The sequence below is a fragment of the Enhydrobacter sp. genome (genome assembly GCF_030246845.1).
Lineage (GTDB): Bacteria > Pseudomonadota > Alphaproteobacteria > Reyranellales > Reyranellaceae > Reyranella.
This window is the reverse complement of record NZ_CP126889.1, coordinates 4143635-4170022: the sequence shown is the minus strand read 5'-3', so window position 1 is coordinate 4170022 and position 26388 is coordinate 4143635. Positions and strand designations below refer to the sequence as shown.

Here is a 26388-nt window from a genome sequence, read left to right as displayed (position 1 = left end):
AATGAACGATCTGGTGTTGAAGGGCGGGCGCATCGTCGATCCGTCGCAGGGACTGGACAAGACGGCGGATATCGCCTTCGCCGGCGGCAAGGTGGCGGCGATCGGCGACGGACTGGCCGGCAAGGACGTTCGCGACATCGCGGGCAAGATCGTCTGCCCCGGCCTGATCGACCTGCATACGCACGTCTATTGGGGCGGCACCTCGCTCGGCGTCGAGGCCGAGTTGCTGGCGCGCACTGGCGGCGTCACCACCTTTGTCGATGCCGGCAGTGCGGGCCCGGGCAATTTCCACGGCTTCCGGCGGCATGTCATCGAGCGCTCGCCCGTGCGCATCCTGCCCTTTCTCAACGTCTCCTTCGCCGGCATCTTCGCCTTCTCGAGGACGGTGATGGTCGGCGAGGGTGCCGACATGCGCCTGCTCGATGCCCGCGAGGCGGTGCGCGTGGCGCGCGAGCACAAGGACCTGGTGCTCGGCATCAAGGTGCGCGTGGGCAGATCGGCGAGCGGGGACTCGGGCATCATGCCGCTCGATATCGCACTCGACGTGGCCGAGGAGACGGGCCTGCCGCTGATGGCGCATCTCGACGCGCCGCCGCCGGCTCGCCACGAGGTGGTGAGCCGGCTGCGCAAAGGCGACATTCTCACGCACTGCTTCCGGCCGTTCCCCAATGCCCCGGTGCGGCCGGACGGCAAAGTGCGCGCGGAGATTCTGGCGTCACGCCAGCGCGGCGTGATCTTCGACATCGGCCATGGCAGTGGCTCGTTCGGCTTCGGCACGACCCGCGGCATGCTGGCAGCCGGCTTCCTGCCTGACGTGATATCCTCGGACGTGCATGCGCTCTCGATCGACGGACCTGCTTTCGACCTTCTCACCACCATGTCGAAGTTCCTGTGCCTGGGCGTCGACCTGCCCACGGTGGTCAAGCTCGCCACCGTCGGCGCGGCGTCGGCCATACGACGACCGGATCTGGGCACACTCGAGACAGGCGCTATCGGCGACGCCACCGTGATCGATCTGAAGAGCGGAACGTTCGACTATGCCGACGCGGTCGGCGAGCGCATGATAGGAGACGAGCGGCTGTTGTCGGCCGGCGTCGTGCTGGCGGGCCGCTGGTGGCATCCGTCATGACCAGGAATCCCGAGAACCAGCCGAGCTCGCCAGCCTGCCTCGCGCACGAGGCCGACGACACCTACATGGGCTTCGCCAGTCGAGACGAGATTGCGGCCTTCCTGAACGAGCTGCTGGAGGCCGAACGCGCCGGCACCGGCGTCGCGCTGCGCAGCGCCGAGGCAGCGGCAGGGACGCCGTTCGCGGCGCTTCTGCGCGACGTCCATCACGACGAGGCGCGCTGGTGCGCCATGCTTTTCAAGCAGCTCAAGGCGCTTGGCGCCCCGGCCTCGGCCAAAGTCGGCGCCTTCCAGGAAAAGGCGCTGGCCATCCAGGACCTGCGCGAGCGCATCGCCTTCCTCAATCGCGGCCAGGCCTGGGTCGTGCGCAAGCTGGGCGAGATGCTGCCCAAGGTGCGGGACGATGCCCTCCATCGCGACCTCCAGGAGATGCTGCAAGCCCACGAGGCCAACATCGAGCGCGCTCGCAAGGCTCTGGAGACCTCTTAGGATTCGATCCTAACCCGCTCACAATGCATTGGAATTGACTGTCCGGCGGCAATGCGCGCGGCGGCACAACTTTAGCCGACCCCGCCGGCAACCTTTTTGGAAGTGATAGCGTTGGATCGATAGGTCGAGTCCTTGGCGCCGCCCCTGCCCCCCGCTCAGCGACGCCACCCTCCCCGCTCGACCGCTACCGCCCGCTCTCGAGGAAACTCGAGGGCGGGCTGCCTGCTTCCGGGAGTAGTCAGGCAAAGGCGGTGAGGTAGGCGACGGCGAACAACCGGTCCGGATCCGTCCAGACCCGGTCCAGGCGAAAACCGCCGGCCTGCGTCAGCTTCCGCAATTGGGCGATGTCGTATTTGTACGAATATTCGGTGTGGACCCTTTCGCCATCGGCAAAGGCGAAAGGACGGCCTGCGACCGTGACGGTCTGCTCGCCGAGGCTGCGGAAGTAGATCTCGATCCGGCCCGCGACCGGATTGTAGAAGGCTTCGTGTGCAAAGCGGCCGAGGTCGAAGGTCGCCTGCAATTCGCGATTCATGCGCCGCAGGAGATTGAGCGTGAACGCCGCTGTCACGCCGGCGCTGTCGTTGTACGCAGCGTGCAGCAGGCCGGGATCCTTCTTCAGATCGACGCCCAGCACCAGCGCGCCATTCTCGCCAAGGAGGGCCCAGGCCCTGCGGAAGAAGGCGAGCGCCTCATGAGGTTCGAGATTGCCGATGCTCGAACCGGGAAAGAAGCCGATACGTCGCGACGATGATGCGGAAAGCGGCGGCAGGCCGGCAAAGGTCATGTAGTCGGCGCACACGCCTTCGATCGGCAGAGACGGGTAGTCGCGCCGCAGATGCACGATCGAACGGTCGAGATGCTCGCGCGAGATATCGATGGGCGCATAGAGCGCGGGCTTCATCGCGTCGAGCAGCAGGCGCGATTTCACGCTCGAGCCGCTGCCGAACTCGATCAAGGCACAGTCCGGTCCGGCGAGAGCGGCGATGTCGCCCGCATGGTCGCGCAGGATCGCGGTCTCGGTGCGCGTCAGATAGTATTCCGGCAGATCGCAGATCTCGTCGAACAGCGCCGAGCCGCGGGCGTCATACAGGAACTTGGCCGGAATAGCCCGCGGCCGGCGCGAGAGGCCATCCAGGACGGCACGGCGGAAGTCTTCTCGATCGGCGGTCTGGGCGCGATCGACCTCAAGCACCAAGCCATTCATCGGAGATCCTCCGCCAGTCGGATGCCGCCAAACATCCATCGGGCGTCCGGCGGAAAGAAATTGCGATAGGTCCTGCGGACATGACCGGCGGGCGTCACCGCGCTGCCGCCGCGCAGCACCATCTGGTTGGCCATGAACTTGCCGTTGTATTCGCCGACCGCGCCAGGCGGTTCGCGATAGCCCGGATAGGCGACATAGGGACTGGCGGTCCACTCCCAGACGTCGCCGATCATTTGCGCAAGACCACTCCCCTGCGCGGGTGCAGGGTGCAGCAGCCCGCCGTCCATCAGGTTGCCCTCGAGCTTCACGGCGGCGGCAGCAACCTCCCACTCGCCCTCGCGCGGCAAGCGCTTGCCTGCCCATTTGGCGTAGGCCGCAGCTTCGTAGGCGCTCACGTGGCAGACCGGCTCGTCGCCACGAAGAGGGCGGCGGCCGTGCAGCGTGAACGCGCTCCAGCCCGCGCCGTCCTTTTGCCAATAGAGCGGCGCTTCCCAACCGCGCTGCTTCACGCAGTCCCATCCGGCGGACAGCCAGAACTCGGGCCGGCGGTAGCCGCCCTCCGCGATGAAGGCGGCATACTCCGCGTTCGTCACGAGGCGGGTCGCCAGCGCGAAAGGGTCGATCCAGAGGCGATGCCGCGGTCCTTCGTTGTCGAAGGAAAATCCATTCCCCTCATGGCCGATCGACGACAAACCACCCTCGAACTCGAGCCAGCCGGCCGGCGACCCTTCGCCATCTCTGCTGCGTCCCGCCGGTCGGTAGGCCGGCTCCAGCGGATTGAGCGACAGCAGATGCTTGATATCCATCAGCAGAAGCTCCTGATGCTGCTGCTCATGATGAAGGCCGAGCTCTATCAGGGGCATGTGCCGGTCGCCCGTGCGCCCGATCAGGTCGACCATCGCCGCCGTCACGTGGCGGCGATAGGCGAGGATCTCGTCCACACCGGGACGCGTGATCATGCCACGCTCCGCTCTCGGATGACGTGGACCGACAGCCTCGTAGTACGAGTTGAACAGGTATTCGTAGGCCGGCTCGAAGGTCTCGTAGCCGGTCGCGTGCGGTCGCAGGAGAAAGGTCTCGAAGAACCAAGTCGTATGCGCGAGATGCCACTTGGCGGGGCTGGCATCGGGCATCGACTGCACGGTCTGGTCTTCCGGCGAAAGCGGCGCGGCGAGCTGTTCGCTCAGGCCGCGCACGGCAAGGAGACGGTCCACGCGCGAGAGGTCGGGCGCCTGTTCGGCATGCGTCATCAGATTTGACACGACACCTCCGCCGGGTCCTAACGCGACCGAAGAATAACCGGTTGCGGCGGCCGCTGCGAACGCAGTTGTGTTACCTTCGCCCACAATCAGCAAAGGGTTACACGTGCCGGTTTGCGAAATCGATCCATGGCGCATGCAGTATTTCCAGCGAGTCTCTTGCCCCGAGCATGTGCGCATTCCCACCGAGGACAGCGATGCCTGGGTGTGGAATCCCGGGCATCGCTGGGTCTATGACAAGCTCGCAGTCGCGATGAGCCAAGGGCTCGAGGCCGCCCCGCACGGGGTCGCGCCAGATGCTTATCCCGTTTTCTCCAAGCCGATCTACAACCTCAAGGGAATGGGCGTCGGCAGCCGCGTGCTCGCGTCGCAGGCCGACTATCTCGATGCTTACCAGCCAGGTCATTTCTGGTCGACGCTGCTCGAGGGCGAGCATGTCAGCAGCGATGTCGCTCTGGTCGATGGTGTGCCGCAGTGGTGGCGCCACGCCCGCGGCATCGCGAGCGGCGCCGGCACTTTCGATTACTGGGAAGTGCGGCCGGATGCCGACGAGGCCGTCGAGCAGTGGTGCGCACCCTGGTGCCGGCGCCACCTCGCCGGCTATACCGGCATGGTGAATCTGGAGACAATCGGCGGGCGCATCATCGAGGTGCATCTGCGCTTCGCCGACCAGTGGCCCGACCTTTACGGTGGCGACCGATGGGTCGAGGCGCTTGTCCGTCTCTATACGGAGGGCGCATGGTCGTTCCGCGAGGGGACGGCCCGGCCGGGCTACAGTGTGGTGCTGTTCATGCCGCACGGGCCCCGCTACCGGCATCCACCAGCCGGGTTGCAGCGGGAGGTCGAAGGCATGGCCGGCATATCGAGCCTGCAGATCACCTTCCACGAACGGCTGGCCATCGAGCGTCACGCCATGCCGCCCGGCGGCTTCCGGGTGGCCATCGTCAATTGCTGGGACCGCGCCTCGGGCAACGCGGCTCGCGATCGGCTACGCGCCTTCTTCGCCGGGGCGAAGAACGAGCAATGACATTGCCCAGCTACATAGGACGTCGATAGGCGATCTCGCGCTGGACGCACCGGTCGTAGCCCGGCGTGCCGCGCACCAGCCCGTACGAGACGCAAGCATCCTGCGAGTCCGCCACGATCTGCGCCTGCGAGTAGCTGGCAGCCATGCGGCCACGCTGGCGCGCCGCGGCCTCGCGCTCCACGCAAACATTGTAGGCCGTCGTGCCGGGCTTGTAGCCGTAGACCAGGCACGAATCGTCTGCGGGTGTCGGAGCGGCCACTGTACGGGTTTCGGTGTAAGAGCAGCCCGCCGCCAGCGCGAGCGCGGCAACCGCGGCGAGGACACGGATCGACATGACGACCTCCGTTGCATTGGGTCGCGGTATTGCCCGCGACAGTGGGACGCGGCGTTGTAACGCGCCCTTCATCGCGCGGTTGCGCCGAGCGGACCGGAAGTCGAGCCCGCCAAAAACCACCGGAGATCGCAACCGGCCTTCCCGAGTGACGTTGGTCTCTGCTGAGTCCCCTTGAACAGGCCAACGGAGGCTCCCGTGCAACGCGAATCCACTCCGGTCGAGGCGCGCAGCGGCGTCGTGAGCGGCCGTGTCCTTCTCGTCCTCGTCTCTTCCTTCGTCGGAGCGATCATCGCCCTGGGCTTGGCCTGGGTGTTCCTCCTCCCCCGTTGATCCCATCGTTCGCAGTCATCGCATGAGTCCGCCTGCCCACAGACTGACCGATGCAGAAGGTGCGTTGCTGGACGAGATCGCCATCCTCGGCGGCCATGACAGCCATGACGTGCCCATCAAGGACCTGGAGCTGCGGCTCGAAGATCGCGGCTTCAACGAAATGCAGACCCGGCGCGCGCTGATGTCCCTGCTGCGCCGCGGTCAGCTTGCGCTGGCCGGTGGAACGCGCGTTGCCTGCAAGCCGAACGGCCATCAGCGCTAGTCGGGCTCACGTCGCATATTCGGGATGACGCCGCACAAAGGCGGCGACAAAGCTGCAGGCGGGCACGATCCTGAAGCCGCGGCGACGGGCATCGTCGAGCGCCGCCCGCACCAGCTTCGAGCCGATGCCCTTCCCCTCGTCGGCCGGCGGCACTTCGGTATGCGTGAAGATCACGCTGTCGCCCTGCTGCCGGTAGACCGCCACGGCCAGGCCATGCTCCGTCTCGATTTCGTAGCGGAAGAGCGAAGCGTTGTGCTTGACCGACATCGCAGTTCCTCCATTGGGCCGGGTAGCGTTCCCAATCGGGTAGGGAGAGGCTTCACAGCCTCCCCCTCCCACACCACCGTACGTACGGTTCCGTATACGGCGGTTCGTCAAGCGCGGGTGAGGCGATGATGCAGTTGCTGGAGCGACGGCAGGCCGAGGGTGGCGAAGAAGGCGGCACGATAGGCGTTGTTCATGTGGCTGGCCCCGGCATTCCACCAGGGGCCGCGTCCGTTGGTGGCGGACTGCCACGCCCGAGCCTGATCGATGCCGCGCTGCATCAGTCGCTTGGCGCGTGTACGCGGACGCTTCCACTGCCGCCACAGCAGGCCGCGCAGCTTGCGCCGCAGCCAGCCATCGAGGTCCTCGAAGGCCCCCTTTGCCTGCGCCAGCCGGAAGTATTGCATCCAGCCACGCAGGATTGGAGCGAGGTCCTCGACGGTCCGGGCCAGGGTTCGTCCGCGTCCTTGGCGTAGCGTCATCCTGAGCTTGTTCCGCAGCCGGCCCACACTCTTGGCCGCCACCCGAAGGCGCGGCTGCTTGTGGGACGTCACGGTGTATCCCAGGAACGTTCGTACCCAAGGACGGTCAACCGCGCTCTTGGCGCTGTTGACCTTCAGCCGCAGTCGTTCGGCAAGGAACCGTGTGATCGACGCCATCACCCGCTCGCCGGCTGCCTTCGTCCGCACGTAGATGTTGCAGTCGTCGGCGTAGCGGCAGAAGGCATGGCCCCGTCGCTCGAGTTCCTTGTCGAGATCGTCGAGCAGGATGTTCGACAGCAACGGGGATAAAGGCCCACCTTGCGGCGTGCCTTCGGTCCGTACCGTCGTCAACCCGCCCGTCATCAACCCAGCCTGCAAGTAGCGGCGGATCAGCCGCAATACCCGCTTGTCCTCGACCCGGCGTGCCACCCGTGCCATCAGCACGTCGTGGTTCACCCGGTCGAAGAACTTCTCCAGGTCGAGGTCGACCACAAAGCGTCGGCCATCGGCCATGTGCGCCCGCGCGGCAAGCACCGCGTCGTGCGCGCTGCGCCCCGGACGGAAGCCGTACGAGGACGCTGAGAAGCCCGGATCGAACAGCGGCATCAGCACCTGATGCATCGCCTGCTGGATCAGCCGATCCAGGACCGTCGGGATGCCCAGTTGGCGCATCCCGCCGCCGGGCTTGGGGAGTTCGACCCCACGCACCGGCTTGGGCCTGTATCGATCGTCCAACAGTTCCTCTCTGACGCGCGGCCAGTGCTCCTTCAGGTGCGGCGCCAACTGCTCCACAGTCATCCGATCGATGCCTGCGGCGCCCTTGTTCGTCATCACCCGATGGTAGGCCGCCATCATGTTCTCTCGGCTGACGATCTTCTCCATCAGCCGCATCTCCTCCTCCGGATGGGAAGGTCGCGGTCTTGCCGTGGTGGTTGACGCACCCGTCCCCTGCTCTCGCGGCTGCCGGCCGCTACCCTCGGGGCGGGCATGGCGCATCTCAGCGCTATCGCCTGCGTCTGTTGTCACCATCGAAAGACCGACCTCCCTCCGGCACTTGATGTTCGGCCCTTTGTCGACCCGGTTCGCCGACTACTACGGCCTCTGCTGACTCCTGCCGCCCCATCCCGCCGCCTCGCAGCGCCGGTAGCACACCTGTTGCCAGGGGCAAGACGGCAGATCTCCCAGGGTAATGCGCGTGACCTTCGTGCCATCTACCTGGCGCATCTACGCCCGCCCCTTCCGGGTGATATTCGGGCTTCGGGCTTCTTGGCTCCCTCGCCCAGAGGCGGACGCCTCATATGCGCTTCCTGTTCGTCAGGCCGGCACTTTGCCTGCAGCTTCCTTCAGACCCCATCTCACGATGACGCCCTTGCCGTTCGGCTAACGGTTCCCATCACCAGGGCCCGTGAAGGACTTCCACCTCCAAGTCTTCGACCGGATACCAACTCGGTCAAATCGTGCCCTCGCACCTACGCGCCATGCCTGGCGCACCAAGAAAAGGGCCGACGCAACCGCTGCCGGCCCTTCATTCCATCGCCGCGCCGGCGTCAGGTCGGTGAGATGACGTCGCAACTCACGCGGTCGACGAAGACGTCGTAGCGCGGGCCGCGCACCGGCAGGCCCAGACGCTCGCCGGGACCTGCCGAAGGGACGACCACCCGCACGTCCTCGACCTTGCGTCCGCCGTTGGTGAAGTGGCATCCGACGACGGCGTTGACGGTATTGGCGCTGTTGTTCGTGAGATAGAGGATCGACAGCCAATGCCGGGCCGGCACGACTTGCAGCGACGGCACGTCGAGCGTCACGACCGGCATCGCGGGCCCGGCTGTGATCGGCACCGTTGCCATCAACTGTGCGCGCGGATGCTGGACCACGACGCCGGCAACCTGAACGTTCTGCGCATTCGGGTCGAACGCCCTGTTGGCATAGGACGAAGGCGACCGGGAGGCATCTCCCGGGGTCTCCACAGTCACAGGTTCCGGCGTCCAGACCTTGCCCGTCCGGCTGTCGCGGACCTGTGGCATGTCCTGGGCGAGCGCGGCACTCACGGCGCCAAGCGCGACGGCGATGGCAACCAGTGGTGCCGATCGAAAAGCGGGGATCATGACAATCCCCGTCACATGCTGTGGTACTTCTGTTCCCAGCCGCTCACTTGCGCCTCGGCCTGCTCGTGGCTGATGCCGTAGCGGGTCTGGATCTTGCCGACAAGCTTCTCGCGACGCCCCTGGATTTCCATCAGATCGTCGTCCGTCAGCTTGCCCCATTGCTCCTTGATGGCGCCCTTGGTCTGCGTCCACGACCCCTTGATCTTTTGCCACATCGTATGGAGATCGGGCTCCGAAATCGTGGTCGAGGTCGAGCTCGAACTTGAGCTCGACTGGGCATTGGCCGCCGCCGGCAGCACCGCGAGCGCTCCGGCGGCGAGAATGGCGATCAAGCGCATGCAAACCTCCTCTTTGCGCACGGGCGATGGCGCCGCACGCTTTGCGTTTTGTCGTCCACTAACGGCATGGGCCGGTCGAGGTTGCTTGCCGGCGCCCGATCACGCGGAGGGTGACATATGGGCGATATGGTCGAGCGCCTGCTGGAGGTCGATCGACGAATAGGGCTTGCTGATGAAGCGGGTATCGCTCGGTCCCGAGGCGGTGGCGCCATAGCCGCTGGCGATGACCACCGGCATATCGGGAAAGCGCGCCCGCACTTCCTTCGCCAGCTCCTCGCCGCTGATGCCGGGCAAGCCGAGATCGGTCAGCAGCAGATCGAAATTGCCGCCCCCGGCCAGCAGGTCCAGTGCCTCCTCGCCGCTGCCGACGCCGGTAACGAGGCAATCCAGCCGTTCGAGCATGTCCGCGGTGGACATGCGCAGCACGACCTCGTCCTCGACCAGCAGCACGCGCCGCGGCCGCTCGCTCCTGGCCACGGCCGGCGCCGCTGCCGGGGATGCGGCTGGTTGCGCCGCCGCCGGTGCGGCCGAGGGCTCGCGGCCGGCGAGGACGGCGCGGATCTTGGCCGCCAGCTCCTCGCCGCGGTAGGGCTTGGCGATCATCTGGTAAACAGGCCCAGCGTGCGTCGGTATGAGATCGCGGGCGTAGCCCGACGTCAGCAGGACGGCGATCGCCGGATTGAGGCGCCGCGCCAGATCCGCCAACTCGATCGCCGACATGGTTCCCGGCATGACGATGTCCGTGAACAGCAGATCGAAGGCGCGATCCCGTTCGAGGATCTCGGATGCGGCATCGGGACTCTCCGCGGCGACGACGCGGTAGCCCCAGCCTGAAAGCATGTCGACCACCGCGAGCCGGACGTCCTTGTTGTCTTCGACGACCAGGATGCGCGCGCTGCCGCCCGCCGGATCCGCGGATTCGCCCGAAGCCTCGACCACGGCGTCCAGCGTGCGCGGCAGATAGAGCTTCACGCTCGTCCCCTGGCCGATTGCCGTGTCGATCCGGATGTGGCCGTTCGACTGCCGCACGAAACCATAGACCATGCTGAGGCCGAGGCCGGTGCCCTTTCCTTCCTGCTTGGTCGTGAAGAACGGATCGAATGCACGGGCCACCACGTCGGCCGACATGCCCGTGCCGGTGTCGGCGACGTCGATCACGACATAGGAACCGGGCGTCACCTCGGGATGCAGCGCGGCGTAGCGGCGATCGAGCGTGGCATTGGATACCTCGACCCGCACCGTCCCGCCGTCGGGCATGGCGTCACGTGCATTGATGGCAAGGTTCAGGAGCGCATTCTCGAGCTGCCCCGGATCGATCGTGGCGTTCCATGGCGCCGGAGCGACAACGACCTCCAGAGTGATCCGCTCGCCCAGGGCGTGCCTCAACAAGCTCGACAGATCCGCCACCAGCCGGCCGACCGCGGTCGGTCGCGGCGCCAGCGGCTGACGCCGCGAAAAGGCCAGCAGCTGCTGCGTGAGCCGCGCGCCACGATCTGCCGCCGTGGAGGCGCTCTGCAGGCGCGCCAGCGCCGCGGCATCGGACGGCATGTCCGCCTTGATCAGATCCAGATTGGCCTGGACGATCTGGAGGATGTTGTTGAAATCGTGCGCCATCCCGCCGGTGAGCTGGCCGACGGCCTCCATCTTCTGGCCCTGGCGAAGGGCCGCCTCGTCACGCAGCTTGTCGGTCACGTCGACGCAGCGCACCACGGCCCCGCCGTCGGCCATCTCGCCGCGCGAGACCTCGTAGTCGCGGCCCTCGTAGGAGACACGCATGGTCGAGCTCTGGCTGGCGGCCTCGGCTCCGGCCAGGAGGGGCTCGAGCAAGGCGCGCATCGCCGGCAGGCGCGGCGACAGCAGATCTTCCCGTCTCAGCGTCGGCTCGCGCAGCCGATCCCAGCCGGCGAGCCGTACGAACGCCTCGTTCCATGCGACCACGACTCCTTGCGCGTCGAGCACGCAGATGGGATCGCGCAGCGTCTCCAAGGTCGCCTGCAGCAGCCGCGAACGCGCGGCAAGCTGGTGCTGCGTCTGCTCGAGCCTCTCTCCGCCGCGCACAATGATGAACATCCCGGCCAGCAGGCAGACGAAAGCGCCGCCCAACACCATCAGCCCGGCCAGGTCGGCCTGGTCCTGCTCCGACTTCAACATGGCCAGTCGCCGGGAGAGCTGGAGACGCTGCCCTTCGATGAAGGCCTCGGCGACCTGCCGGATATGGTCCGTGGTTGCCCGGCCCGATCCGGGCGGCAGGGTCACCTCATGGCCGTACAGCTGGTAGGCCACGATGCCCGCGTTGAGCTCCTCCAGCTTCTCGTTGGCGGCGGTGCGGAATTCGTCGACCTGGCGCAACGCGTCGCGATCGTCCGCAGTGGACGCCTCGATCTGCCGCAGCGCGGTATCCATGCGCGGCCGGGCCCGCTCATAGGGTCCGAGATTGGCGGTGTCGCCGGTCAGGAGATAGGCGCGCTGCCCGATCTCTGCATCTTGCAGAACGACGAGCGCGTCGCGCATCAAGGCCATGGTCTCGTAGTTCTTGACGACGAAACGCTGCTGCTCGGCCGCCGAGCGCGAATGGCTCACGGTCAGCAATGCGCCTGTCGCCGCGAGGACGGCGATGGTGAGGCCGATCACAAGGCCGGTCGAGCGAACGCTTCGGCGGGGGCTAGCCATCGGGCCCGCCGTCGGTCGCCATGGGGAAAATCACGACGACGCGCGTTCCCCCGTCGTCGCGGCCGGATATGCGGGCCTCGCCGCCGAGCTGCATGGCAAGCCCACGGATCAGGGTCAGGCCGAAGCTTCCGCGCACGTTCGGACCGATCGAGGCCTGGCTGCTATCGAGCCCGTTGTCCTCGATCGCAAGCTCGACCTCTCGCCCGTCCTTCTCTGCCGCATCGATACGGATCTCCGGCGTGCTCACGCCGCTGAAGTCATGATTTAGGGCGCTGCCGACCGCCTCCGTCACGATCAGCCCGACGGGTATGGCGACATCGGGCCCGACGGCCATGATCGGCGCACGGATATGGTAGCGCACGGCGGGCCGCTCGAGTCCCGGGCGCGGAACCGAGATCTGGCGGACGAGATCGCTGATGAACTGCTGGAAGTCGACCAGCGACCAGCTCGATCGTTCGTAGAGGTGGCGGTGCAGGATGGACAGGGTCAGGACTCGGTTCTGCGCGTCGCCGAAGAAACGGCGGATGCGCGGCGATCGGATCTCGCCGGCCTGCAGGTTCAGCAGGCTCGATATCATCTGCAGGTTGTTCTTCACCCGATGATGGATCTCGCGCAGCATGTGGTCGCGCTGCTCGAGGCCGGCCTTGAGGTCGGCCTCTCGGCTGGCGATCGCCTCGGCCATCCGCCCGACGCCCTCGCCGACCGTCGCGAGTTCCCTTGCCCAGGAACCCCGCGGCACGAAGTGGACATCCTCGCCTCGACCCACCCGGCCGGCGAAATCGCCGATATAGCGCAAGGGACGCACGCACCAGCGATCGGCGCCGAGCCATACGGCCAGGACGACGAGGCCGGCCGCGAGCGCGATCAGGCCGAATCGAGCGAACTCGAGCAGCAGCGAGGACATGCCCTGCCCGAGGGGCATCGCCGCCACCGCGAATATGGCGTGACCGGCGAGCGGGATGATGTGGAACTGGTAGAACGACCCGTCCTGCCCGAAATCGCTGAAACGCCGCTGATCTGCGGCAATGGCGGATGCAAGGCGTGTCGAGACCGGCATCGCGAGGGTCATCTGCACGTTGCCGCCCACCGGTGCACCCGTCTGGTCCACCAGCACGACGGGAATGGGCCCCTTGGCATCGCCGCCGGCGGACAGCTCGGAGAAGAGCTGCAACGAGATGGTCAGCGAGCACATGCCGCGGAACTCGTCGCCGGCCGTGATGGGCATCGCCATCGGAATGACAGTGTGGGGCGCCACGCGGCTTGCGGCGAAGGCGCCAATGGAGACGCCCCCTCTCTCGCGCACGAGGCGGAAAATCTGGCGGTCGGCGAAGCTCAGGCCAACCTCGTCGGGCGAAGTCGAGCAACGCGCGATGCCCGACGCGTCGGTGACCATCATCGCCGAATATTCGTTCGGGAAGCTCTTCAGCACGCGTGACAGATAGCCTTCACAGGCATCGACATCACCTGCCGTCGCCGTCGGCTTCAGCACCTTCTGGACGACGTCGGCGGAACAAGCCGCCAGGACGAGCCGTCGCGACCCCTCGATCAGCTCACGGTGGCGCGCCGCGGTCTGCTCCACTGCCGCGGAAACGGCCTCATCGCGCGCCGTCTGCCTCTCCATGAGGTCGTCGTAGGTGCTCCATGCGGCGAGCCCGACCGCCGGCACCAGGGCTGCCACGACCGCCGCCATCAGCTTCGAGCGCAGCGACCACCGAGCCATCGGAACGGCCCGGGCTCAGATCGAAACGGTGTCCAGCGCCTGGGCTATCGCAGCACGAAGGAGGTCCGGATCGAACGGCTTCGAGATCACGAAGGCAGGCTCGATCTGCGTGCCGGTCAGCAGCCGCTCCGGGTAGCCGGTCACGAAGATCACCGGCACGTCCATCGCCCGCATGATCTCCTTCACCGCCGTGATCCCGCTGTCGGCGCCGCGGAGCTGGATATCGGCAAGAACGAGGTGCGGCGAGTGCTTCTTGGCCAGCTCGACCGCCGCCTTTTCCGTTGCGGCGATGCCCACGACCTCATGACCCGCGTTGCGGACGATATCGGCAACGTCGAGAGCGATCACCGCCTCGTCCTCGATCACCAGCACCCGCACCGAGGCCACGCGCTGCAGCTCACGGCGCGCTTCCTGCAGGCTCCTCTCCGCCGTGTCGATGTCGATATCGAGAATATGGGCGGCGTCGCCCACCGTGAATCCTTCGAGCACCGTGAGTAGCAGGACACGCCGCTGCAGCGGCGCCATCTCGGTCAGCGACTCCTTCAGGCGGCCGCTCACGCTCCCCGTTTCGCCCGGTTCGTCGAGCCCGCCGAACGGCTGCTGCAGGCGATGGAACAGCGCGAAGACGCCGAGCTTCGTGTCGTCCATCTTGGCGACCAGCTCTGGCTGCTGCAGGGCGACCTCGGCGCACAGACGGACCCATTCGTCGCCGCGTTGTTGCGAGCCCGTGACGGCGCGGGCATAGCGGCGCAGGAACGGCAGCGTCCTCGTGATGGCTTCGGACATGTCCTTCGTTGTCGTAGGCCCTTGTGCCACTATTGCCCCCTTTGTCGGTGATCGCCCGTAGAGTACGCGCCGGACGCCGGCAGACAACCCATGACTCGACGCCCCGACCCGCGCGGATGCGCCCGGCGACGGTGCTTCGGGGGTATGGTCAGGTTTATCGCCTCCGGCGGAAGTGCCGAACTAACGCGATCGGACGGGTTCGGTTCCACGCAGCAACGCCGGACGCACTCCTGCCGCGTCCGGCGTCGAATGGTCGGACGCGCCGGAAGTCCCTACAGGCCGCCAATCCAGGTGTTTACCTGCTTCTGCGCCTCGTCCTTGGCGAGACCGTAGCGCTCCTGGATGCGCCCCACGAGCTGATCCTGCTTGCCGTTGATCGTCGTCAGATCGTCTTCCGTAAGCTTGCCCCATTTCTCCTTCACCTTGCCGGTGAACTGCTTCCAATTCCCTTCGATACGATCCCAGTTCATCCTGTCCTCCTGTGTGCAAGAGCCGTTGGAGGGGTTTAACGCGATCGTCGCGAAGCCGGTTGCCGGCGGAAATCCTTTGCACCACCCGGATCATGCCCCACATAGTTTGTTTGCTCGTCGTACCGTGCGGCCGGAGCTTTCTCGTCGATGATTAAGGACGATATCGTGGCGTTGCTGCCGGATCTGCGCGCTTTTGCTCGTTTCATGTGCCGCGAGCGCGAGACCGCGGACGAGCTGGTCCAGAACACGATCCTGATGGCCCTCGACAAGCAGGGGCAGTTCGCCGAGGGAACGAACCTGAAGGGCTGGCTGTTCACGATCATGCGCAACCGCTTCTACTCGGACCTGCGCGCCCAACGCAGGCGACCGACCCCGATCGACGACAGCGCCGCCGCTCCTCTTGCCGCCGTGGACAATCCGGAGGCGTCGCTTCAGCTCAAGGAGCTGTCGGCCGCATTGTGGAAACTCAGCCCCCAGTCGCGCGAAGCGCTCATTCTGATCGGCGCCGGCGGTTTCTCCTACGAAGAGGCGGCGGCCCTGTGCGATTGCTCGGTTGGGACCTTGAAGGCCCGTGTGTCGCGGGCACGCAAACAGCTTGCCAGCAAAGTCGGATGATATCCTCGAAGAAGGAAATTCATCTTAAATCAACAACTTACCTCCCAAGCGCCAGTCCGGCTGTAACCTTTCCCACTGCCAGGCATTGATTCGATACTGTCGTTCTACCGGAGAAACTCATGGCTGCCGAAATGTCGAAGAAGACTGACAACCACCAGGACCTCCGAGATTTCCACGAACAACTGAAGGCGATTCTTCCCCGGCTACGCGTGTATGCCCTGTCGTTGACGCGCGATCGCGATGCGGCCGACGACCTCGTGCACGACACGGTGATCAAGGCGCTGACCGGCCGGCAGAGCTTCGAGCCGGGGACGAATCTGTCAGCCTGGGTATTCCGTATCCAGCGCAACGAGTTCATCTCCGGCCTGCGCCGCGCCCGGCCGTCCGTGCCGGTGGATTCGGCCATTGCCGAAAGCCTCTCGCATCAACCGCATCAGGAAAGCCGCCTGGTCATGCGCGAGTTCATGTCGGCGTTCGGCAAGCTTGCCCCGACCCAGCGCGAGGCGCTGCTGCTGGCCGTGCTCGAGGGCCAGTCCTACGAGGTCATCGCGGCGCATACCGGTGTTTCGGTAGGCACCGTCAAGAGTCGGATTTCGCGCGCGCGCGACACGCTCGAGCGGCTCCTGCTGGAAGGGGATTCCAGGCAGCGAGCGACCCCCGCCGGACAGCCTGCCGTTCGCCGCCACGTCAGCGAGTACGGCAAGGCCAGCACTGCCGGACGTTGAGACGCCGCAAGCCACCGTGGACGAACGAGCAAGAGATGGGCATTCTCACCCGGAGAGCTGCATGCCTCGGACAGGAACCTTGGGGGTGGTCCTCCTTCCGCGGAACGAGAACGATGGCGAATGACGAAAAACCACCCAGGGGCCGAACCGCTGAACCGGCCCGTGGGAAGACGAAGTCGACAGCGGACCGACCGTTCGACATTTGGCTGCAGAAGCAGCTCCATGCGATGTACGACGAGATCGCGAGCGAACCGCTGCCCGACGACCTGCTGGCGCTCATCGAGCGGGATGCCAAGGCGGACAGGGGGCCTGGCTCGACCGGAAAGAAATAGCACTTCCTGGCAAAGGAAGAAGGGCGGCGGCTCCGGAGCCGCCGCCCTTCCCCTTTTCGCCGTCCGTCGGTCAGCCCGGCCGCCAGCCAGCGAACTCCATCTCACCACCACGGCAGCCAAGACGTAACGGGCGTCCTCGCTCGCGGTTCCGGCGGCCACCGCTATGGTGAGAGCCGGCGCGACGATCGTCGTCGCTGGCCGGGGATTCGGCGAAGAATGCGGCCGCGGTCGAAGAGCCGCCGAATGGCACACGGTGCTCGACAGCAATCTCACCAGCGTCTTTCTCTGCAGCCATGCTGCCTAATCCCGCGATGAAGCGAGGCGGACGCGGCAAGATCATCAACATTGGCTCGATGATGTCGATCTTCGGCGCACCGTTCGCGGCCGCCTATGCCGCGAGCAAGGGAGGAATGGTGCAGATGACCGACGCGATCGCGACCGCCTGGGCCCGCGACAATATCCAGCTCAATGCGATCCTGCCGGGATGGATCGACACGGCCCTCACCCGGCGCGCGCGACAGGAGGTGCAAGGCCTCCACGAATCGGTGTTGAAACGTACGCCGGCCGGACGCTGGGGCGTTGCCGACGATTTCGCCAGCATCGCCGTCTTCCTGGCGGCAAGCGCCTCGGACTTCGTCACCGACGCCGCCATCACCGTGGATGGCGGCTTCTCGGTGCAAGGCTGAGGTCAGGTCCCGCGAGTCGGCGAAGACTGCGGGAAAAACTGGGGGTTGCGTCGCATCTCGGCGCTGCGTGCCTGGATCGACAGGGCCTCGAGCCGCATGAAATAGGAGAGCTGGCGCTGGGCGTGCGCCTCGTCGAGATCCCGCCGGCTGACCTGCAGGGAATTCTCGAAATCGCCGGCCATGGCATAGGCGAAGGCCAGGTTCTGGCGGATTCGCCCGTCGGCCTTCGGACCGCTCGCAAGTGGCAGGAGTTGGCCGATCGCTTCCCTGGCCTGGCCGACGATCGCGAGCGACAATCCCATGTTGCTGTGCAGCGCCACGTCGTCGGGCGCCAGCGCCAGACCCTGCCGGTAGCGCGCCTGTGCCTCGGCGTGTCGGCCTTGCATGTCGAGCGAAACGCCGAGGACGTTGAGGGCGCGATAATCGTGACCGTCGGAGGCCAACGCTTGCTCGGCCTGCTTTTCGGCCAGCTCGGGCTGGCCTTGCGTGATCAGTGCGGCGGCAAGGCCGCGACGGGCGACCGTGTCACCGGCGCGCTTGGCCAATACATCGCGGAACTGGGCGGCCGCCTCTTCGCCCGCACCGAGCGCAAGGTAGCTTTGGCCGAGCCCCAGCTTGGCGTCCATCCCTTCGGGATTGGCCTGCAACGCCCGGCCGTAGAGCGGAACCGCCACGTCGAGCTCGCCGGCCTTTCGGGCGGCGTCGGCTTCCTGAAGCGCTGCGGTATAGCTGTCGCCTTTCGGCGCCTCGATCGACGCCCCGAGCCCGCATGCCGTCAACAACAGCGCAAGGCCAGCAGTGATGAACGGCGCCAGCTTCATTCGTATCCCAAAACACCCCCGCTCCGGTAGGAGCCGGCAAAGGATATCAAAATATTGGGTCCTTCAGCAACAAAAACCGCAATACTTTGGCTTTATGGGATCATTGCTGGCGAACGGCCCGCGACCTCGCCGTCAGGGTCGTGGGTGCGAATCCGAGATAGGAACTGGTGAAGGAGAACGGGTAGGTGGCAGTGACCGTCGTGCAGACGACATAGGCGTTGCCGTTGCAGTTGGTCGTGTCGGCATAGGAAACGGTCGCGTTGCTGGCGATATTGCCCACCAAAAAACCGTCGAACTTGCTCGTCACGTCGGACGTCGACGCGCTCGGATTCAGGCTGTAGTAGCGGGCGGCCTGCTCGGTCGCATATTCCAGATTCTGGCGGACATAGTACATGCGCCCGAGCTCGAGCGCGCCCAGCGTCAATCCGATGAACACCGGCGCCACCATGGCGAACTCGAGGGCGGCGCCGCCACATCTGTCGGACCAAAGCTGGCCAAACTTGCCCGGCAAGGTCATTTGAGCTGGCCTTATTGAGGAACGATCATCGTCACGGACGCCGACATCGACGTGGGCGGCGTCCAGCTTCCGAAGATGCCGAAGTCGACCGTGGACCGCGCGACCACGGACGAATATCCCTTGCTCGTGCTGACGGTGATGTACTTGGTCGGCGGCTGGCCGGAGCCGCAGGTCGTCGAGCACGAGATCGACGTTCCCGCCGTGCATTCGCAGAAGACGGTGTTGGTCGCCGTAACGCCGCTGAGGCCCGACGCGCTCTGCGCCGTCGCATTGATGTTGGCCGAATCGGTCGGGTTGAAGACCCCGTACTGCGCGCCGGCGCGGGCGCCCTGGGCGATGGCCGACTTCTGCAACGCATAGCGGCCGATGTCGAAACCGCCGACCAGCATGAGGCAGAGGACCGGCAAGGCGAGCGCGAACTCGATCAGGACATTGCCGCCGTCCTGCGGCGCGAACCGCCGCAGGAGCCCATCGAGAGGATGGCGCATGACGTGGCCCTTACTCCACCACTCGGCTCGTCGTAACGGTGACGGGCCCCGTGCCGGTCGTGGTCGTCGTCGTCTGAATGCCTGCCGGCGTGGTGCCGAAGAGGCTGCAGCCGGCAATGAAGTTGTTGTTGTACGACGAGAACTTGACGTAGCGGCCGATCCATACCGTGCAGCCTTGCGTGCTGTTGCCGGCGTTGTTGAGGCTCGACAGGTCGATACGATTGTTCGGGAAATAGATCGCCCCGGCCAGCTTCGCGTTGTTGAGCGAGTACAAGGTGAAGATCTTGGAGGTCGTAGTCATCGTGCCGACGTCGGCATTGCGATCCTGGTAGACCAGAACTCCCTTGTAAGGGCCGCTCGGCGGAGCGCTGAGCGTCACGTTGTTCTCGGACGTGATCTTGAAGCCACCGATTGCGGAGGTGGGATAGTCCGAGGTGCGGGTGAGGACGATCGTGACGCCGGAACTGCCGTCGACGCAGTTCGAGCAAGAGATATTGTTCACGCTCGTGATGAAGAAATCACCGTTGGCGATGTAGTAGGTGCCCGCCATGAAGTAGACGGTGCTGACGCCTCCTTCGATATCGAGGCCGCCGCAGTAGGTGCCCGGCAAGAGGGTGACGGAGCTGCCGCTGGGCGCCTTGAAGTTGGTGTAGGTGCACGCCGTGCTCGACGGGCCCAGGGTCGGATCCGGCAGCGAGGCGTAGGGATCCACGACCTTGGTCGTCTGATTGGTGATCAGCGAATTGTAGGTCAGCTTGTTCGAGCTCGCCTGATAGAACGAGCCGCGCGACCAGATCGTGTTGAAGTTCGCCGTGTTGAACGACGTGAAGTAGATGGAAGCGTTCTTGTCGTTGGTCGACGCCGTGCCGTTGGACAGGACCGAGCAGTCGGACTTGAAATTGTTGAAGGAGCTGAAGCTGATCCCCTGCTCTTGCTTGTCAGTCAACGCCACCAGGCAGCCTTCGTAACTGGTGTTCGTGGTCGTCGTCGTCGTCTGGCCCGACTTGGTGTAGCTGCTCCTGGCCGCCACCGAGCGGGCCGTCAGGTTGAACGGATTGCTGGACTGGCCCAGGAAGGCATTCAGCGCATTGCCGAAAACGAAGCTCTGCGACGACTTCCTGATGACGACCTCGACCGCGCCGGGCGTGCTGACGTTGGGGCCCGAGAGCGGCGGACTGTTGACGGTCACCGTGACGTTGTCGACGCCGTTGGTAAAGCCGTTGCGCTGAGCCTGGTACAGCGCGTCCGTCGCGATGGCCGCCGAGGACTTGCCCGCCACGCTGTCGATCGAGGCGGAAAGCGCGGCAGCGTCGGCCGCATTCTGCATCTGCCGCTTGACGCGGTAGAAGTTTCCCGTCTCGGCGCCGACAGCCACCACCCCGGCGAAGACCGGAACGGCAACGGCGTACATGACGATGGTACCGGCCTCATCCCGGACGAGGCTCCTGGCCTTTGAACGCGCAGCCCCAAGCATGCGCGAGAACGATCCCCACATTATTAACCCCCAAAATTGGTGCGTGCCTTTGAGAGGCACAAAATAAACCCCCGAAGGGAATGTACGCTTCGACTAAAAAAATAGAAATATGCGCTAAGTGTAAGAAAACTGTGGCCGTCAGGTCAAGGCAAAAATCGACATTATGGCCGGCGCCAGAAGCACCATGATCAGGGTCGGCAGCAGGAAGACCATCAGCGGCACCGTCATCAGCGCCGGCATGCGGGCCCCCTTCTCCTCCGCTTTCGCCGCCCGGGTCTGACGGAATTCCTGGCTCAGGATCCGCAGCGAGTTGGCAAGCGGCGTGCCGTATTTCTCGGTCTGACGGAGCGCGTTCACGAGAGCCGCCATGGCGGCCGAATCGGAGCGCTCGGCCATGTTCTCGAGCGCCTGCTGGCGGTCGGGCAGATAGGTGAGCTCGATCGCTGTCATCTCGAATTCGGCGGCGAGCTCCGGCATCGATCCCGCCATCTCCTTCGCCACGCGGCGGAAGGCGGCGTCGATGCTGAGCCCCGCTTCGACGCAGATGGTCAGCAGATCGAGGCCTTCAGGCAGGACCAGGTTCAGCGTATCCCGGCGCTTGGTCGTCACGTTCTTGATGTAGAGATCGGGCAGCACGAAGCCTGCCAGAACGCCCCCTATGCTGACCGGCAGGGTCAGGTTGTCGGGCACCTTCAGCAGCCCGGTCACCGAGGTCAGCAGGATCATCACGAAGCCGAGCGTCAGCGGCAGCGCGAGCTTGACGAAGACGTACACCACCGCGGCATCGCGCGACAGGAAGCCGGCGAGGCGCAGCTTGCGCGTGGTCTGGTCGGCGGCAGCGCCGCGCAGCAGATTGAGCTTGTCGGCAATCTCGCGCATGAAGCCGATCGACGCGGCCTTGGGCGAGGGTCGCGTACCGCTCGCCTGCTCGCTGCGCGTCTTCATGCGCCGGGTGCGCAGCGCCTTGAGACGGGCCTCCATCGGCGGCTGCCAGGTGACCGCGAGCCACAGCGCCCAGAAGGAGACGAGCGCCGCGACCGCCATGACGATCATGAAGTTCTGGTCCGATCCGCCTGAGGGCATCGCCGCCTACACCTTGATGGTCGCGATCTTGTTCATGATGAAGATGCCGATGGCCATGCTGCAGCCGGCCGCGGCGGCGACCGTGAGCCCGGTCGTGGTGGTGAACAGCGGCTTGATGTAGCTGGGCGAGACCACCAGCAGAAGACCGCACACCACGAACGGCAGGCCGGACATGATCAGCATCGTCGCCCGTGCCTCGGACGTGAAGGCGCGGATCTTGAGCCTGAGCTGCTGCCGGGCGCGCAGGAGAGCGCTCAGGTTTGCCAGCGTCTCGGCAAGGTTGCCGCCCGTGTCGCGCTGGATCGACATGGCGACGATCAGGAAATTGAACTCGTCGGTCTGCACCGTCTGCGCCACGCGCCACAGCGCCGTCTCGATCGGGACGCCGAGCTGGATCTCCTGCTGTGCCTGCAGGAAGATGGATCCCACCGGGTCCTTGATGTCGCGCGCCACGTTGCCGAGCGCCTCCTGAACCGGCAAGCCGGCGCGCAGGGCGCGGACCATCAGATCCACGGCCTCGGGGAACAGCAGATTGAACTTCTGGCCACGCCGGCGCGCCTTGCGTCCGACGACGAAGTTCGGCACGCCTGCTCCGATCGCCAGCGCGCCCAGAAAGGCCACCAGGGACGGCAGGCCCAGCAACACCTTCAGCACGAAGGCCACCGCCAGGGCGAGAGCGAGCGCAGCCAGGGCGAATTCGCCCAGGCTCACCTTCATGCCCGACGCCTGCAGCTTGCGACGAATGCTGCCGGCATTGGGCAGCCAGCGCCACAGCAGCCTGTCGACGGTGGCGAGCCGGCCGACATTCTCGGCCCGGCGCAGCGTCGCCATCTGGATCGCGCGATGGCCCGAGCGGGTGCGCGACTTGAGCTCTTCCAGGCGGTCGCGCAGTCGCCGCTCGGCGAAGAAGCCGCCGAACACGACGCCAAGCGCCAGAATCGTCATGCCGATCCCCAGCGCGATGTAGGCCACGACCATATCGATGCCGAGTCCATGATCTGCCAGCGCGTTCAAGCGATCGCCTCCATCAGCACCTTGTCGAGGCCGTAATAGGCGGCACGCGGCAGGAAGTGGGGGCGCAGGCCGGAGCTCTTGAAGGCGCCGTTCAGCGTGCCGTCCGCCGCCTCCCCCTTGAATTCGTAGGTGAAAAGATCCTGCGTGATGATGACCTCGCCCTCCATGCCCATCACCTCCGTGATGTGCGTCACACGGCGGATGCCGTCGCGCATGCGGCTGATCTGCACGATCAGTTGCAGCGAGCCGGCGATCTGGGTGCGGATCGCCTTGGGCGGCAGGCTGGATACGCCCATCGTCACCATGTTCTCCAGGCGCGTCAGGGCCTCGCGCGGCCGGTTGGCGTGCAGCGTGCCCATCGAGCCGTCGTGACCCGTGTTCATGGCCTGCAGGAGATCGATCGCCTCCGGTCCGCGGACCTCGCCCAGGATGATCCGGTCGGGCCGCATGCGCAGCGCATTCTTCACGAGGTCGCGCATCGTGATCTCGCCGTTGCCTTCGAGATTGGCCGGCCGGGTCTCGAGGCGAACGACGTGCGGCTGCTGCATGCGCAGCTCGGCCGCATCCTCGATGGTGACGACGCGCTCGCCGTTGTCGATCATGCCCGAGAGGGCGTTCAGCATCGTCGTCTTGCCCGACCCCGTGCCGCCCGACACGATCATGTTCAGCCGCGAGCGCGCGGCGATCCGCAGGAGCGTCGCCATGGCGGCCGAGATGTTGCCCTGCTGCACCATCTGGTCGAAGCCGATCTGCCGCTTGCCGAACTTGCGGATCGACACCGATGCGCCATCGATCGCCAGCGGCGGGATGATGATATTGACGCGACTGCCGTCCAGCAGGCGCGCATCGCAGATCGGGCTCGATTCGTCGACGCGGCGGCCGATGCGGCTGACGATGCGATTGCAGATGTTGAGGAGATGAGCGTTGTCCTCGAATGTCACCGACGTCAGTTCGAGCTTGCCGTGCTTCTCGACATAGATCTGCCGCGGACCGTTGACCATGATGTCGGTGATGCCTTCGTCCTCGAGCAGCGGCTCGAGCGGCCCGAGGCCCAGCATGTCGTTCACGAGCTGATAGACGAGATCGTCCTGCTCGGGCCGATTGAGCTGCAGCTTGTGCTCGGCCAGCAGCTCTGAGACCAGATCCTCCAACTGCCGCACCAGCTCCTTGCGCGGCAGGCTGACCGCGGCGGCGAGATCGATGCGGCCGATCACCAGCGACTGGACGATGCGGCGAGCCTGCTCGACCTTGCTGCGTGACAGCCGGCTCATCGACCTGTCGTCGGGCTCGGGGCGTGGCGCTTCGCGCGGCCGGGCCGGAGACGGCGCGGGAAGCGGCGATGCGGCGGGCTCGGGAAGCGCGACCGGCCGCGGTCGAGTCGCTTCCACGGGTGCTTCGTCCGTGTCCGGCGGCGACGCCGGTGCGGCGAAGTTGGTGGCCGGCAGCACCGGTCTCAGGACATCGGTCACGAACCCACGCAGCTCGAGCGGCGCAAGGATGACACCATGGCCATGGAAATGGCTTTGCGTCTGCAGCCCCGCCTGGCGCGTGATCTCGCCGGCCGGCGCACCCGCCTTGACGAGCGCCTGCAGGCCTGGCCCGACGGCCTCGGCCAGTGTCGCCGCAGCGGCGTCGAGCCGCGCGGAACGGTCTATCGGCGCGGCGGCGCTGTCGGGGCGGCGTTCCGGCGCGCGCCGGCCGAGGCGATCGAGCGCATCGGCTCGGGCTTCCGAAACCGCCGCGGTGCTCCTGCTGCGCAAACCGAACATGTTCCGGCCCTATTTCTTGCCTTTCCGGTTCTTGAGCGAGTGGGCGAGCCGCAGCAGCACGCTCGCCGATGCGGGCCCTGCCGAGCTGGAGGAATCGTCCAAGGCAGCGACGAGGGGCTTCAGCGATTTCACGATCGCGCTGTTGGGAACGGCGTCCGCAACCGGCTTGCCGAAGTTGATCGCCGCCAGGGCGGCCGCGACGTCGCCCGAGACCTGGCAGTCGACCTTGCGGCCGAGCGTCCGCTCGACGTCGGCAACCTTGACGGCCGAGCGTCGCGCATCGAGCACGCCGCTGGTGGCCAGATACAAGCGGGCGCCCGGCGCGATGTCGTGGACGAGCTGCTGCAGGCGCATCGCGTCGCGCACGCCCGGCAGCGACATGTCCGTGACGAGAAGAACATCGGTCGACGCTTCGATCACCTGCCGCTGGATCGCCGGATCGCCGCGCGGCACGTCGGCCACCACCCAACGGAAGCGGCGATGCACCGCGCGAAGGAAGTCGTTCGCCGCATGTGGGCGGGCCTGAAAGCTTCCTGTCGGCGCTTCCTCGGCGCCGATCGCATAGAGATATTCGCCCTTCTTTTGCGCGACCTGCTGGATGAATGTCGCGTCGACGCGGTCCGGCTGGTCGAGCGCTTCGCGCAGCGCATCGATCGCCTCGAGGTCGAGCGCCAGCATGAGCGAGCCGTAATGCAGGTCGAAATCGATCAGCAGGACGTCTTCCTTGAGGCGATGGCCCAGCATGCCGGCAACCGCGATGGCGACCGTCGTCGCGCCCACGCCGCCGCGCGAGCCGATGACCGACAAGGTGCGCGGCTTGGCATTCGTTGCGGCAGCGCCGTTCGCCGCCCCCGTGCCGATGCCGCGCTCGCGCATCTCGAACGCGCGCTCCACCGTACGCCCCATGGCGCCTTCGGCGAGCGGCAAGGCAAGATAGTCGCTGAAACCGACAGCCATGAGATCGCGATAGAGCGCCACGTCGTTGATCCGGCCGAGGCCGATCACGATGCAGTTGCCGGGAACGGCGGTCTTCAGCGCGGCCGCGTCGGCCACCGGATCGCCGGCATCGGCGAGATCGACAATCAGCAAATCGAGGTCGCGGGGCCACTCGCTGATGGCCAGCGCAGTGGCGATCGAGCCTTCGCGGACGTTCGCCTTGCCCAAAGTCATGCCGAAGAGATCGGTCGACACCCTCCGCTGGGCGACGGAATCGCCGATGAAGGCCATCGCGGCTATTGCCGGTCTTTCCGCCGCGTCTGTGGTCGCCAGCCGGCGCTGCGTTCCCGCCGAAGCCATGCTCTCCTCGTCAGTTGCCGGACATGCCGGTGGCGCCCGAGCCGCCGCCGATGCCGCCCACCCCGCCGCCGCCGCTGCCGCCGCCGGCTTCCGCCGTGCGCACCTTGCCTTCGCGATAGCGCTGCACAGCCGCGGCATTGACGGTGGCGTCGGCAGGTCCGGGCGAGCGGCCGACGGCCGCATCGCGCGGACGAGCCAGCATCTGGCCGGAATTGTAGGCCGTTGCGCAGCCGAAGCCGCCCATCACCGCCTCGTTGACGTTGGCGATGCTGGACGGGTTGTAGTTGGGACAGTCGCGCTCGGCGATCCGGTACTCGGAACGGACCACGACCACCTTGTCCGGCCCCATGGTCATGGCCGGCTCGACCGTCGAACCCACCCAGCGCGCACCGGCGTTCGAGAGGCGGTGCATGACCTGCCGTGCACGCGCCTGCTGGATCGGCCCGCCCGAACCGTCGGTCACCACCACGAACTCGTCGCGTTCGGCAGCGCGGCCGGCCGCCACCATGGTCTGCAGTTCGCGCACCTGGCCGGCATCGAGTTGGCCTGAGCCGGGCCGGAAGCCAATCGCCAGCATGGTATCGGCACGCGTCGGCGTGGTGCGCGTGTCGACCATTGCTTCCTGCGCGACCGGATTTTCGCAGGCGGCAAGCGCCAATGCGGCGAGAAGGACGAGGAGAATGGAGCGCATCGAACT

General features: G+C 66.1%; 28 protein-coding genes and 1 pseudogene. 9 read left to right on the top strand and 20 right to left on the bottom strand.

Features of this window, described 5'->3' with window-relative positions:
• Position 1 precedes the first annotated feature (1 nt).
• Together OJF58_RS20810 and OJF58_RS20805 are read left to right on the top strand one after the other, a co-directional pair.
• A complete protein-coding gene (locus OJF58_RS20810) occupies positions 2-1129 on the top strand; it encodes an amidohydrolase/deacetylase family metallohydrolase (protein WP_300779657.1) in 1128 nt (375 codons plus the stop codon).
• A complete protein-coding gene (locus tag OJF58_RS20805) occupies positions 1126-1617 on the top strand; it encodes a DUF6306 domain-containing protein (RefSeq protein WP_300779656.1) in 492 nt (163 codons plus the stop codon). The genes OJF58_RS20810 and OJF58_RS20805 overlap by 4 nt, the downstream gene beginning before the upstream one ends.
• Positions 1618-1855: 238 nt before the next feature.
• Here the strand turns inward: OJF58_RS20805 and egtD are convergent, their stop codons facing one another.
• Both egtD and egtB read right to left on the bottom strand, forming a co-directional pair.
• Positions 1856-2824, bottom strand: coding sequence for an L-histidine N(alpha)-methyltransferase (gene egtD / locus OJF58_RS20800; protein ID WP_300779655.1), 969 nt, complete (start codon positions 2822-2824; stop codon positions 1856-1858).
• Positions 2821-4221, bottom strand: a complete 1401-nt coding sequence (gene egtB / locus OJF58_RS20795; RefSeq protein WP_300779654.1) for an ergothioneine biosynthesis protein EgtB — start codon at positions 4219-4221, stop codon at positions 2821-2823. Before egtB ends, egtD begins: the two co-directional genes overlap by 4 nt.
• Here egtB and OJF58_RS20790 point away from each other — a divergent pair.
• Entirely contained in the window at positions 4220-5110 is an 891-nt protein-coding gene (locus tag OJF58_RS20790; protein ID WP_300779653.1) for a hypothetical protein, read from the top strand. The genes egtB and OJF58_RS20790 overlap by 2 nt on opposite strands.
• 10 nt (positions 5111-5120) lie before the next feature.
• Here OJF58_RS20790 and OJF58_RS20785 read toward each other — a convergent pair whose 3' ends face one another.
• A complete protein-coding gene (locus tag OJF58_RS20785) occupies positions 5121-5444 on the bottom strand; it encodes a hypothetical protein (protein ID WP_300779652.1) in 324 nt (107 codons plus the stop codon).
• Between the two features lie 195 nt (positions 5445-5639).
• Here OJF58_RS20785 and OJF58_RS20780 point away from each other — a divergent pair, with 195 nt between their 5' ends.
• Both OJF58_RS20780 and OJF58_RS20775 read left to right on the top strand, forming a co-directional pair.
• Positions 5640-5774, top strand: coding sequence for a hypothetical protein (locus OJF58_RS20780; RefSeq protein WP_300779651.1), 135 nt, complete (start codon positions 5640-5642; stop codon positions 5772-5774).
• A gap of 64 nt (positions 5775-5838) precedes the next feature.
• On the top strand, positions 5839-6036 hold the full coding sequence (locus tag OJF58_RS20775; protein WP_300779650.1) for a hypothetical protein: 198 nt from the start codon (positions 5839-5841) through the stop codon (positions 6034-6036).
• A 6-nt stretch (positions 6037-6042) separates the two neighbouring features.
• Here OJF58_RS20775 and OJF58_RS20770 read toward each other — a convergent pair whose 3' ends face one another.
• The 8 genes from OJF58_RS20770 to OJF58_RS20735 all read right to left on the bottom strand — a co-directional run bounded on the left by OJF58_RS20770 (position 6043) and on the right by OJF58_RS20735 (position 14871).
• Positions 6043-6303: a GNAT family N-acetyltransferase gene (locus tag OJF58_RS20770; RefSeq protein ID WP_300779649.1), complete on the bottom strand. Its 261-nt coding sequence runs from the start codon at positions 6301-6303 to the stop codon at positions 6043-6045.
• A gap of 107 nt (positions 6304-6410) precedes the next feature.
• On the bottom strand, positions 6411-7664 hold the full coding sequence (ltrA, locus tag OJF58_RS20765; protein WP_300778228.1) for a group II intron reverse transcriptase/maturase: 1254 nt from the start codon (positions 7662-7664) through the stop codon (positions 6411-6413).
• Positions 7665-8329: 665 nt separating this feature from the next.
• Complete coding sequence (locus OJF58_RS20760) at positions 8330-8887, bottom strand: hypothetical protein (protein ID WP_300779648.1); 558 nt, start codon at positions 8885-8887, stop codon at positions 8330-8332.
• Positions 8888-8898: 11 nt separating this feature from the next.
• The gene (locus tag OJF58_RS20755) at positions 8899-9102 is read right to left on the bottom strand and encodes a CsbD family protein (RefSeq protein ID WP_300785332.1); all 204 of its coding nucleotides are present in this window, start codon (positions 9100-9102) and stop codon (positions 8899-8901) included.
• A 222-nt stretch (positions 9103-9324) separates the two neighbouring features.
• The gene (locus OJF58_RS20750; RefSeq protein ID WP_300779647.1) at positions 9325-11895 is read right to left on the bottom strand and encodes a response regulator; all 2571 of its coding nucleotides are present in this window, start codon (positions 11893-11895) and stop codon (positions 9325-9327) included.
• Positions 11888-13615 carry a sensor histidine kinase gene (locus OJF58_RS20745; protein ID WP_300779646.1) on the bottom strand — a complete coding sequence of 576 codons (1728 nt, stop codon included), beginning with the start codon at positions 13613-13615 and terminating at the stop codon, positions 11888-11890. Before OJF58_RS20745 ends, OJF58_RS20750 begins: the two co-directional genes overlap by 8 nt.
• Positions 13616-13630: 15 nt before the next feature.
• A complete protein-coding gene (locus tag OJF58_RS20740) occupies positions 13631-14401 on the bottom strand; it encodes a response regulator (protein WP_300779645.1) in 771 nt (256 codons plus the stop codon).
• Positions 14402-14673: 272 nt separating this feature from the next.
• Positions 14674-14871, bottom strand: a complete 198-nt coding sequence (locus tag OJF58_RS20735) for a CsbD family protein (protein WP_300779644.1) — start codon at positions 14869-14871, stop codon at positions 14674-14676.
• Between the two features lie 165 nt (positions 14872-15036).
• Between OJF58_RS20735 and OJF58_RS20730 the strand changes: the two genes are divergently transcribed.
• The 4 genes and pseudogenes from OJF58_RS20730 to OJF58_RS20715 all read left to right on the top strand — a co-directional run.
• Complete coding sequence (locus OJF58_RS20730; protein WP_300779643.1) at positions 15037-15486, top strand: sigma-70 family RNA polymerase sigma factor; 450 nt, start codon at positions 15037-15039, stop codon at positions 15484-15486.
• Positions 15487-15605: 119 nt separating this feature from the next.
• The gene (locus OJF58_RS20725) at positions 15606-16211 is read left to right on the top strand and encodes a sigma-70 family RNA polymerase sigma factor (protein ID WP_300779642.1); all 606 of its coding nucleotides are present in this window, start codon (positions 15606-15608) and stop codon (positions 16209-16211) included.
• Between the two features lie 35 nt (positions 16212-16246).
• Positions 16247-16543 carry a NepR family anti-sigma factor gene (locus OJF58_RS20720; protein ID WP_366526790.1) on the top strand — a complete coding sequence of 99 codons (297 nt, stop codon included), beginning with the start codon at positions 16247-16249 and terminating at the stop codon, positions 16541-16543.
• A 241-nt stretch (positions 16544-16784) separates the two neighbouring features.
• A pseudogene (locus tag OJF58_RS20715) lies at positions 16785-17229 on the top strand (SDR family oxidoreductase); the annotation flags it as partial.
• A 2-nt stretch (positions 17230-17231) separates the two neighbouring features.
• Here OJF58_RS20715 and OJF58_RS20710 read toward each other — a convergent pair.
• The 9 genes from OJF58_RS20710 to OJF58_RS20670 form a co-directional block, all read right to left on the bottom strand.
• Positions 17232-18050 carry a tetratricopeptide repeat protein gene (locus tag OJF58_RS20710; RefSeq protein ID WP_300779640.1) on the bottom strand — a complete coding sequence of 273 codons (819 nt, stop codon included), beginning with the start codon at positions 18048-18050 and terminating at the stop codon, positions 17232-17234.
• 100 nt (positions 18051-18150) lie between these two features.
• Positions 18151-18567: a TadE/TadG family type IV pilus assembly protein gene (locus OJF58_RS20705; RefSeq protein WP_300779639.1), complete on the bottom strand. Its 417-nt coding sequence runs from the start codon at positions 18565-18567 to the stop codon at positions 18151-18153.
• An 11-nt stretch (positions 18568-18578) separates the two neighbouring features.
• The gene (locus OJF58_RS20700; protein WP_300779638.1) at positions 18579-19055 is read right to left on the bottom strand and encodes a TadE/TadG family type IV pilus assembly protein; all 477 of its coding nucleotides are present in this window, start codon (positions 19053-19055) and stop codon (positions 18579-18581) included.
• 10 nt (positions 19056-19065) lie between these two features.
• Positions 19066-20466: a pilus assembly protein TadG-related protein gene (locus OJF58_RS20695; protein ID WP_300779637.1), complete on the bottom strand. Its 1401-nt coding sequence runs from the start codon at positions 20464-20466 to the stop codon at positions 19066-19068.
• 201 nt (positions 20467-20667) lie between these two features.
• Positions 20668-21612 (bottom strand): type II secretion system F family protein, encoded by a 945-nt coding sequence (locus OJF58_RS20690; RefSeq protein WP_300779636.1) that lies wholly within the window; start codon positions 21610-21612, stop codon positions 20668-20670.
• Positions 21613-21618: 6 nt separating this feature from the next.
• Complete coding sequence (locus tag OJF58_RS20685; RefSeq protein ID WP_300779635.1) at positions 21619-22626, bottom strand: type II secretion system F family protein; 1008 nt, start codon at positions 22624-22626, stop codon at positions 21619-21621.
• Positions 22623-24395, bottom strand: a complete 1773-nt coding sequence (locus OJF58_RS20680) for an ATPase, T2SS/T4P/T4SS family (protein WP_300779634.1) — start codon at positions 24393-24395, stop codon at positions 22623-22625. The genes OJF58_RS20685 and OJF58_RS20680 overlap by 4 nt, the downstream gene beginning before the upstream one ends.
• A 9-nt stretch (positions 24396-24404) precedes the next feature.
• Positions 24405-25691: a cellulose synthase operon protein YhjQ/BcsQ gene (locus tag OJF58_RS20675; RefSeq protein WP_300779633.1), complete on the bottom strand. Its 1287-nt coding sequence runs from the start codon at positions 25689-25691 to the stop codon at positions 24405-24407.
• A gap of 10 nt (positions 25692-25701) precedes the next feature.
• Positions 25702-26382: a CpaD family pilus assembly lipoprotein gene (locus OJF58_RS20670; RefSeq protein ID WP_300779632.1), complete on the bottom strand. Its 681-nt coding sequence runs from the start codon at positions 26380-26382 to the stop codon at positions 25702-25704.
• Positions 26383-26388: the final 6 nt, after the last annotated feature.

Coding starts and splice junctions, on each gene's coding strand:
- OJF58_RS20700 (WP_300779638.1), bottom strand. CDS start 19,055: ATGCGCCATCCTCTCGATGGGCTCCTGCGGCGGTTCGCGCCGCAGGAC.
- OJF58_RS20770 (WP_300779649.1), bottom strand. CDS start 6,303: ATGTCGGTCAAGCACAACGCTTCGCTCTTCCGCTACGAAATCGAGACG.
- OJF58_RS20740 (WP_300779645.1), bottom strand. CDS start 14,401: ATGTCCGAAGCCATCACGAGGACGCTGCCGTTCCTGCGCCGCTATGCC.
- OJF58_RS20695 (WP_300779637.1), bottom strand. CDS start 20,466: ATGTACGCCGTTGCCGTTCCGGTCTTCGCCGGGGTGGTGGCTGTCGGC.
- OJF58_RS20670 (WP_300779632.1), bottom strand. CDS start 26,382: ATGCGCTCCATTCTCCTCGTCCTTCTCGCCGCATTGGCGCTTGCCGCC.
- OJF58_RS20760 (WP_300779648.1), bottom strand. CDS start 8,887: ATGATCCCCGCTTTTCGATCGGCACCACTGGTTGCCATCGCCGTCGCG.
- OJF58_RS20785 (WP_300779652.1), bottom strand. CDS start 5,444: ATGTCGATCCGTGTCCTCGCCGCGGTTGCCGCGCTCGCGCTGGCGGCG.
- OJF58_RS20735 (WP_300779644.1), bottom strand. CDS start 14,871: ATGAACTGGGATCGTATCGAAGGGAATTGGAAGCAGTTCACCGGCAAG.
- OJF58_RS20750 (WP_300779647.1), bottom strand. CDS start 11,895: ATGGCTAGCCCCCGCCGAAGCGTTCGCTCGACCGGCCTTGTGATCGGC.
- egtB (WP_300779654.1), bottom strand. CDS start 4,221: ATGCGCCATGGATCGATTTCGCAAACCGGCACGTGTAACCCTTTGCTG.
- OJF58_RS20675 (WP_300779633.1), bottom strand. CDS start 25,691: ATGGCTTCGGCGGGAACGCAGCGCCGGCTGGCGACCACAGACGCGGCG.
- OJF58_RS20705 (WP_300779639.1), bottom strand. CDS start 18,567: ATGACCTTGCCGGGCAAGTTTGGCCAGCTTTGGTCCGACAGATGTGGC.
- OJF58_RS20680 (WP_300779634.1), bottom strand. CDS start 24,395: ATGTTCGGTTTGCGCAGCAGGAGCACCGCGGCGGTTTCGGAAGCCCGA.
- OJF58_RS20690 (WP_300779636.1), bottom strand. CDS start 21,612: ATGCCCTCAGGCGGATCGGACCAGAACTTCATGATCGTCATGGCGGTC.
- OJF58_RS20710 (WP_300779640.1), bottom strand. CDS start 18,050: ATGAAGCTGGCGCCGTTCATCACTGCTGGCCTTGCGCTGTTGTTGACG.
- OJF58_RS20745 (WP_300779646.1), bottom strand. CDS start 13,615: ATGGCTCGGTGGTCGCTGCGCTCGAAGCTGATGGCGGCGGTCGTGGCA.
- OJF58_RS20810 (WP_300779657.1), top strand. CDS start 2: ATGAACGATCTGGTGTTGAAGGGCGGGCGCATCGTCGATCCGTCGCAG.
- OJF58_RS20755 (WP_300785332.1), bottom strand. CDS start 9,102: ATGTGGCAAAAGATCAAGGGGTCGTGGACGCAGACCAAGGGCGCCATC.
- egtD (WP_300779655.1), bottom strand. CDS start 2,824: ATGAATGGCTTGGTGCTTGAGGTCGATCGCGCCCAGACCGCCGATCGA.
- OJF58_RS20790 (WP_300779653.1), top strand. CDS start 4,220: ATGCAGTATTTCCAGCGAGTCTCTTGCCCCGAGCATGTGCGCATTCCC.
- OJF58_RS20725 (WP_300779642.1), top strand. CDS start 15,606: ATGGCTGCCGAAATGTCGAAGAAGACTGACAACCACCAGGACCTCCGA.
- OJF58_RS20805 (WP_300779656.1), top strand. CDS start 1,126: ATGACCAGGAATCCCGAGAACCAGCCGAGCTCGCCAGCCTGCCTCGCG.
- OJF58_RS20720 (WP_366526790.1), top strand. CDS start 16,247: ATGGGCATTCTCACCCGGAGAGCTGCATGCCTCGGACAGGAACCTTGG.
- ltrA (WP_300778228.1), bottom strand. CDS start 7,664: ATGGAGAAGATCGTCAGCCGAGAGAACATGATGGCGGCCTACCATCGG.